Source organism: Acidobacteriota bacterium (genome assembly GCA_022340665.1).
Taxonomy (GTDB): Bacteria; Acidobacteriota; Thermoanaerobaculia; order Thermoanaerobaculales; family Sulfomarinibacteraceae; genus Sulfomarinibacter.
In genome coordinates this window covers 1-7,323 of the sequence record JAJDNM010000103.1, presented here as the reverse complement: position 1 = coordinate 7,323, position 7,323 = coordinate 1, and the positions used below count along the sequence as shown (strand labels likewise).

The following is a 7,323-nucleotide window of genomic DNA, read 5'->3' as shown; positions in this document are numbered from 1 at the left end:
CCATCTTCTCCATCGTGACCTCGGCCGAGGTTCGAATCGCCTTCGGCGCCGCTCCGGCCTTCTCGAGGCCGACCGACAGCGCCATAGAGAAACATCCGGCGAGGGCGGCGCCGATCATCTCCTCGGGGTTGCTGCCCTGCTGGCCCTCGAAGCGGGTGCCCATTGAAAATGGGATCTCCGCGCCATTGGCGGGCTTCATCGCGCCCGATCCGCCCTTGAGTGTTCCGTTCCAGGTTCCGGTGGCATTGCTCTTCAACATGTTGACCTCCACAAAGTTGCTCGGTTATTTGCTGACATCCATGGAGCAGGGCCCGGAGCTCCCAACCTCGATGCTCGGCGCCCTGTTGCGCCACGCCGGGCCTCACCCCGTCTCTTGTGAAGAACACATCGATGGCCGGATCAATTGCCGACGTTCCGATCTTTTTCGGAATACGCAGCACGCTGCAGTTCTTTCATTTGTCCCCGAGTGCCGGTTCCAGGAGTGGAGTTCGTGTCAACCGCCACGAGTGATCTCGCGGCCGGGTGGGGTCGCGAACCGAGGTGCGACATGAAGACCTGAAGCTGCATCGGGTGCGGCCTGCACGGGAGCCGCGCATCACCGTGCCACACCGGCGAGTAAACGAAGTCGGCGAGGGGTGCGAGGAACCGATGCCATCCGTTTCCGTCCTAGACGGGTTACCATTCGCCCCGGGGGGGTTTGCATGCGAGTTTCCAGTCGGATGATGTGGAGTTTGAGCGTTTCCAGCTTGGTGGCTATTGCCGTCCCGGTGCTGGCTGCGGCGGGGGAGAAGGTTTTCAGCTATGAGCAGGCGTTCGGACGTCAGGCGCAGTCGCGCTACGGAGCCACCCGAGGCATCGATGGGGTGCTCGGAGGCCTGCCCGAGATCACGGCGTGGCTTGACGACGAGACCTACCTCGAGCTGCGCTCGGGTGACGGCGGCAAGGGGAAGCGGCTGTTCGCGGTGGGTGCCGACGACGGACGCGAAGAGGTGTATCGCGACTACCCGGCTCTGGCCGCTGTACTGCCGGAAGGCATGGACGTTCAGACGCCGGCGGACGCCAATGATGACCTGACCCGCCTGGTGGTCGAAAAAGACGGAGACCTCTTCTTCGTGGAGCTTCCCGAGGGGGTGGTGCGGAGATTGACTGCCACCAACTCGGAGGAGAAGAACCCGACGCTCTCCCCGGACGGACGCTGGGTGGCTTATACCCGCGACAACGATCTTTTCGCGTACGACCTCGAGAGCTCGCTGGAGCACCAGCTCACCGACGACGGCTCGGAGGAGATCCTCAATGGCTATGCCTCCTGGGTGTACTTCGAGGAAATTCTCGGACGGAGGGGGAGGCACAGGGCCTTCTGGTGGTCTCCGAACTCGAGCCGCCTCGTCTTCCTCCGTTTCGACGACTCCGGTGTTCCCGTGTTTCCCATCTACCACGCCGATGGTCAGCACGGCGAGCTCGAGCTGCAGCGCTACCCCAAGGCCGGTGATCCCAACCCAACGGTGCGGGCTGCGGTGGTGTCGCTCGCTGATGGCACAACCACCTGGCTCGACTTTGATGGCGACGCCGATCAATACCTGGCGTTTCCAGTCTGGACCCCGAACAGCGAAAGGGTGGTCGTCCAGTGGATGAATCGCGGTCAGGACGTGCTGCGTCTCTTCTCGTGCGACCCGGTGTCCGGTGAGAAGACCCTGATCCACGAGGAACGCCAGCAGGCGTGGGTGGAGTTCTACGAAGATCTCGAGATGCTCGAGAGCGGCGACGGCTTTCTATTCACCAGCGATGTGGACGGCTGGCGGCACATCTACCTGCACGGCAAGGACGGCACACTGACACGACGTCTGACCTCCGGCGACTGGCCGGTGCGGAGCATCGTGGCGGTGGACGAGGCAGGCGGCTGGGTCTACTTCACCGGCAGCCCGGGAAAGAGCTGGGACACGCGGCTGCTGCGTACCGATCTCGCAGGCAGAAAGACGGAGGATCTGACTGAGTCGGAGGGAACACACCAGATCAGAATGTCGCCGGGCGGCGCCTACTTCATCGATACATCCAGCTCGATCCATCGTCCTTCCCGGATGCAGCTTCACCGTGGCGACGGCAGCCTGGTGCGTGAGCTCGGAGACCAGCACATTGCGGCGATGGATGACTATGCCTGGGGTCGATCGGAGCTCTTCACGATACCCTCCACAGACGGGGCATACCGGCTTCCGGCGACCTGGGTCCTGCCACCAGAGCTCGAGCCGGATCGCCGCTACCCGGTGATCGTATCAATCTACGGTGGCCCGGCCTCAGGCTCGGTCCGCAACTCCTGGAGACGGCTGCAGGATCACTACTGGGCCCAGCGAGGAGTCATCACGCTGTGGATCGATCACCGCGGGAGCGGACACTTCGGCAAGGCCGGGACTGCCCTCATGCACCGAAACCTGGGCAAGTGGGAAATGGAGGACTACGCGGCCGCAGCGGCATGGCTTCGCACTCAGCCGGTGGTCGAAGGCGACCACATCGGCATCACCGGCGGCAGCTACGGTGGCTACGTCACGATGATGGCCCTGACCCACGGCGCCGAGCACTTCAACTTCGGTGTGGCGGGCGCATCGGTCAGTGACTGGAGGCTCTACGACAGCGTGTATACCGAGCGCTACATGGACTCGCCGGCGGAAAACCCGGACGGGTATGCAGCCGGGGCGGTCCTGACCTGGGCCGACCGTTACACCGGCGGTCTGCTGATCACTCACGGCACGATCGACGACAACGTGCACATGCAGAACTCGCTCCAGGTGGTGGATCGGCTGACCTGCGACAACAAGCCCTTCGAGCTCATGCTCTACCCGGACAGCCGGCACGGCGTGCAGAGGGTGCAGCGGGCACATCGGTCTCGTGTCATTCACGACTTCTGGGTGCGAACCCTGCTCGACGGCCAGGGAGAGCTCGCGCCACGGCTCGAGAACCGCACGCCTCCGGGTCCCAAGGCGCAGCCGTAGCCTTCAGGAGCGGCAGCGCCCGTGGGCCCGTAGCGTGTTTCGCCTCAACGACGGATCAGCCGCCGACTGGCCGGGCGCGGTCGGGTGCCACGTCGACCATTGCACCGGACGGGCTCGTCCGTTACCGATCGTACCTGTCGACGCTCCAGGGCTCGGCGCGCGCCTTTTCCGCCCAGTCACACATTGCGGGCAGGGCCCACACGGCATCCATGTAATCGCTGGCCACGCCGTCAGGCGTGATGCCGTAGGTGGTAAACCGGCTCACCACCGGGGCGAAGAAGGCGTCGGCGATCGTGAAGCCTCCGAAGAGCAGCTCTCCACCGCCACCGAAATCTCGGCGGCATTGCTGCCAGATCGTGGTGATCCGATCGATGTCCTCCGCGACGCCCGGTTCTCGTTTGGCATCGGGGTAGGAGGCGCGCAGGTTCATCGGCATGTGTTTGCGAAGAGCGATGAAGCCGGAATGCATCTCCGCCACCACCGAACGCGCCACCGCCCTTGCGCGAGGCTCCGCTGGCCACAGGCGAGCTTCGGGGAATAGCTCGGCCAGGTGCTCACAGATCGCCAGCGAATCCCACAGGCTGATCTCGCCGTCACGAAGGGCAGGCACCCGGCCGGTCGGAGACCAGCGCAGAATCTCTTCCGTCGTCTCTGGACGGCCCAACGGAATCATCACCTCATCGAACGGTTGGCCGGTGGCCTCGAGCGCGAGCCACGCGCGGAGCGACCACGATGAGTAGTTGCGGTTGGCGATGACCAGGGTGAGCTTGTTCATGGAGCCTCCACGGGAGACGAGTGTATCCGACTGTCTTCCGAGGGTCCCTCGTTCGGCGTTGCGGTCGCGGACGAGGGTGCCAACCGCATGAATCCACATTTGTGGCAGCCTGTCGACACCCTTGAGACGAAACAAAATCTACACAGGTGGGCCGTCCCTGATTCCCGTCAATTACAGATCATCCAGGTCGGGTTGTCCCGCTGGATGAGGTCGGTGAGCTCGTTCCGGACGGCGATGGACATGAAGGGCTCGGGGCAGACCTGGCTCCAGTCCTCGAAGAGGCCGAAATGGAGGTGGGCGTACTGGCCGGCCTGGACGAGACGGCCGATGACGTCACCCGGCACCACGACCTGGTCGACGACGACTTCGATATTGGCCAACTGGGCGTCGCGGTCAGAGGCGCTCGAACTCATGGGTTCGAACGCGTAGTTCAGGCCGTGGGTCTGGTCGTGCGCGTAGGCCACCGCCACGTTGACCTGCCAGAACCCGTTGCCGGGGTTGAAGTAGGGGTCCACGTTGGTCACGATGCCCGGGGCCACCGCCTGAAAGACGGCGAGGTCCTGGTTCGGCGTGAAGTCGAGCCCGTCATGCGTCTGAGTCGGCGGGCTCCAGGGGCAGCTGCCGCTGTCGCAGTAGGGCCACCAGAGACCGGCCATCTCGGACTGGTCGGCGTACGGCGGCACGGTGATGATGGCCTGGCTCGTGCCCGACCATCCACGCAGATCTCCCGATTCGAAGCCATCCGCAAAGACGGGCGTCTCGCTGGAAGCCAGATCATCGAAGCGGGAGATCGTGGTGCTCCCGGCCCAGGCCCCCGACCCGGTGAGCCATGCCACGAGCAGCAACCAAAGGACCCGTGTTGCGCGCATTTCGCATCTCCCTTGAACTTGGTGTCAGCCTACAAGCAGCCACCACGCATTTCAAACACCTCGATCGGTGCCAATCGAACAGAGTTGCCGTGTTGTTTGCTATCTTTGTCTCTCCCGAGAAAGATGCAGTGCCCGGATTGGGGCTGGAGAGGTTGAAGATGAAGATGAAGAAAGACGTCACGTGGGTGAGATTGGCGGGAGTCGTGGTGCTGGCCGTGGCCATGGGCTGTTCGACGGCGTACTACTCCACATGGGAGATGCTCGGCAAGGAGAAGCGCGATCTGCTGCGCAGCAACGTGGAGGAGGTGAGGGACGACCAGGAGGAGACCAGAGACCAGTTCGAGAGTGCGCTCGACAGGATGCGCCAGCTCTACGACCTGGATGCGGATGATCTCGAGGATGCCTACGACAAGCTGGCCGAGGAGTACGAGAAGTCTGTGGACCGGGCGGATGAGCTGAGCGACCAGATCGACAAGATCGACTCCATAGCCAACGATCTTTTTGACGAGTGGGAGAATGAGATCGGCGAGATCTCGAGCACGGAGCTGCAGGCCAAGAGCCGCCAAAAGCTGGAGGAGAGCCAGCGGAACTACGCCGGCCTGGAGGCGGCCCTGAGGAAGTCCGAGGCCGGCATGGATCCGGTGCTGACCCAGCTCCACGACAGTGTGCTCTACCTCAAGCACAACCTCAATGCAGTCGCTATCGGTGGCCTGAGCGCGGAGACGGCGAAGATCGAGGCCGACATCGAGACGCTGATTGAAGACATGGAGGCATCCATCGCCGAGGCCGATCGGTTCCTGAAGACCCTGCCGGAATGAGGACAGCCGCCCTTCGCAATCACCCGTTGCGGGATCGCGAGAGAAGGCACAATCCGTGAGAAAGTTCAAGGCGCCTGCTCATTGGTGATGGTGCGTTCTGAGCACGGCACCCATTGTCACTCCGGCAGCGTTTCTCCCGACCCACCCAGCTCGGCCGGCACGTCCTTCATCTTCGGCAGACCGTCCTTCATGCTGACGACGGCTTCCGAGTAGAAAACGTGCAGGGCAGGTTCGAAATTCAGTTCCGGAACGATCGCCGAGTACACGTCGATCAAGCCCATCTCCGGGTGATCCGTCATCAGGTGGCCGCCGCACACTTCGCACCACTTGCGGTGGCTCCGTTCGGTCTTGGCGAAGCTCCTGATCTTGTCCTCTCCGCGGGTCACTTTCACCGCGCCCGGGCTCCACAGAGTGAAGGCATTGACCGGACCTGCCGACCAATGCCGGCAGGACTCGCAGTGGCAATAGCCCATGGCCGCCGGGGCTCCCGAGACCTCGATCTCCACTGCACCGCAGAAGCAGGTTCCCTTGATTACCGGTTTGTCGTTCGTCACGCTGTCCTCCATATGCTCGGTGTACAGCCGCAACCTGCAGACTCTTCGGGTCGCAACGCATCTGCAATCGAGGAGGTCGGGTGTGCAGGTTGAGTGTGGCTGCCAATTTGGTGGCGAATACGCTCCTCGGTTTCGCGCCGGATACGATTCATGCGAATAAGATGCATTCTCAATACTATATCAGATTCCCCGACAAATCTGCAGAACAGTGCATGCCCGGAGTTCTCGGTTTGGAGAGTCGGGATTCTGAAGTGGTCAAACGGAGCCACCTGGTGCTCGCCGACTGTGCGCGGGTGAATGTGGCGCGGCTCTAAGAGCTCTGAGAGCGCGGTACGCGCACAGAGCGAATCGAGGACGCTCAGCCACCCACGGTGAATCGCGCCTTGCAGGAGAGCAGTTGTGAACTCCTGGTTAGGGCGCCAGTCCGACAACAGCGCTCCAGCCGTCGCAGTTCGCGTTTTCGAAGCCGTCGGCGAAGAGTGGGCAGATGGTAGCGCTTTCGACGGCGTTGACGATGATCTGCAGGGCGTTGGCATCGATGGTGTCGGTCGTGTAGGTCATGTCGTGGTTCAGATGGGTCACTCTGCCCCCTGCCTGGTTGCTGTAGGTCAACAGCGGGATCTGGTCCTCCCCCCGTATCAGGACGATGGCGCCAGGCTTCGGATCGACATACGATGATCCCGCGTCGTCCCACCAGCTCGCGGGAAGGCCGGCGGTGAGCGGGTGGGCTGCGGCGACCGACCAGGTGAAACCATAGTCGTAGTCACCGTCTGGCGAGATGACCGGCATCAAATCGGCGATCGGGCCGGTCTTAGAGCTGCCTTCCACGTCATAGGCGGTCCACTCCGTCATGACGAGGTCACAGGTCTTGGCCACAAACGCCTCGAGGGCCGTGCCCGCGGCGGTCTGCAGCTCGTAGCCATAGTCGTCACCGTCGAGGAGTACGACGATCTGGAAGCTGTTGACGTCCGGCGTCATCCCGTCCCACTCGTAGTATCTGTCGATGACCGTGACCTGGTGGCCGGCGGCCTCGAGTGCGGCCTGGACCTGTCCCTGTGCATCATCGTCACCCAGTATCAAGACTCTGACGCCGGTCTGGGTCGGCTGGGGGGGTGGCGTCGACCCGGGGTCCTTCGGGTCGGATTCGCCGAGCTCGGGCTCGTACGCCCCGTTGCCGTTCGGGTCTTCGATACCATCCAAGATCCCGTCACCGTCGGAATCCGGGTTGGTCGGGTCGGTGGTTGTGAGGGGATCGGCGTCCGCGATGAAGTGTCCGGCGCCGAGGTCGGTGTCGCCGGATTCGGGCGCGGTGAGGCCCTTTTCGGT

General features: G+C 63.1%; 7 protein-coding genes. 2 read left to right on the top strand and 5 right to left on the bottom strand.

Going from position 1 to position 7,323, the window contains the following annotated elements; translation table 11 throughout:
- Positions 1-259, bottom strand: a 259-nt coding sequence (locus tag LJE93_12125; GenBank protein ID MCG6949649.1) for an OsmC family peroxiredoxin, incomplete at its 3' end; no start/stop codon positions are given.
- Positions 260-701: 442 nt separating this feature from the next.
- Between LJE93_12125 and LJE93_12120 the strand changes: the two genes are divergently transcribed.
- Entirely contained in the window at positions 702-2,981 is a 2,280-nt protein-coding gene (locus LJE93_12120) for a S9 family peptidase (protein MCG6949648.1), read from the top strand.
- A gap of 121 nt (positions 2,982-3,102) precedes the next feature.
- On the opposite strand, the gene LJE93_12115 is transcribed toward LJE93_12120, so the two are convergent.
- A complete protein-coding gene (locus LJE93_12115; GenBank protein ID MCG6949647.1) occupies positions 3,103-3,756 on the bottom strand; it encodes a glutathione S-transferase family protein in 654 nt (217 codons plus the stop codon).
- Between the two features lie 167 nt (positions 3,757-3,923).
- Entirely contained in the window at positions 3,924-4,625 is a 702-nt protein-coding gene (locus LJE93_12110) for a hypothetical protein (protein ID MCG6949646.1), read from the bottom strand.
- A gap of 158 nt (positions 4,626-4,783) precedes the next feature.
- Here LJE93_12110 and LJE93_12105 point away from each other — a divergent pair, with 158 nt between their 5' ends.
- Entirely contained in the window at positions 4,784-5,443 is a 660-nt protein-coding gene (locus tag LJE93_12105; GenBank protein MCG6949645.1) for a DUF2959 domain-containing protein, read from the top strand.
- Between the two features lie 116 nt (positions 5,444-5,559).
- On the opposite strand, the gene LJE93_12100 is transcribed toward LJE93_12105, so the two are convergent.
- Both LJE93_12100 and LJE93_12095 read right to left on the bottom strand, forming a co-directional pair.
- Entirely contained in the window at positions 5,560-6,009 is a 450-nt protein-coding gene (locus LJE93_12100) for a GFA family protein (GenBank protein MCG6949644.1), read from the bottom strand.
- Between the two features lie 399 nt (positions 6,010-6,408).
- A partial coding sequence (locus LJE93_12095; protein ID MCG6949643.1) for a hypothetical protein occupies positions 6,409-7,323 on the bottom strand: 915 nt, incomplete at its 5' end.

Bases quoted from the DNA above. Each gene is read 5' to 3' on its own strand.
- LJE93_12105 (MCG6949645.1), top strand. From the start codon at position 4,784: ATGAAGATGAAGAAAGACGTCACGTGGGTGAGATTGGCGGGAGTCGTG.
- LJE93_12115 (MCG6949647.1), bottom strand. From the start codon at position 3,756: ATGAACAAGCTCACCCTGGTCATCGCCAACCGCAACTACTCATCGTGG.
- LJE93_12100 (MCG6949644.1), bottom strand. From the start codon at position 6,009: ATGGAGGACAGCGTGACGAACGACAAACCGGTAATCAAGGGAACCTGC.
- LJE93_12120 (MCG6949648.1), top strand. From the start codon at position 702: ATGCGAGTTTCCAGTCGGATGATGTGGAGTTTGAGCGTTTCCAGCTTG.
- LJE93_12110 (MCG6949646.1), bottom strand. From the start codon at position 4,625: ATGCGCGCAACACGGGTCCTTTGGTTGCTGCTCGTGGCATGGCTCACC.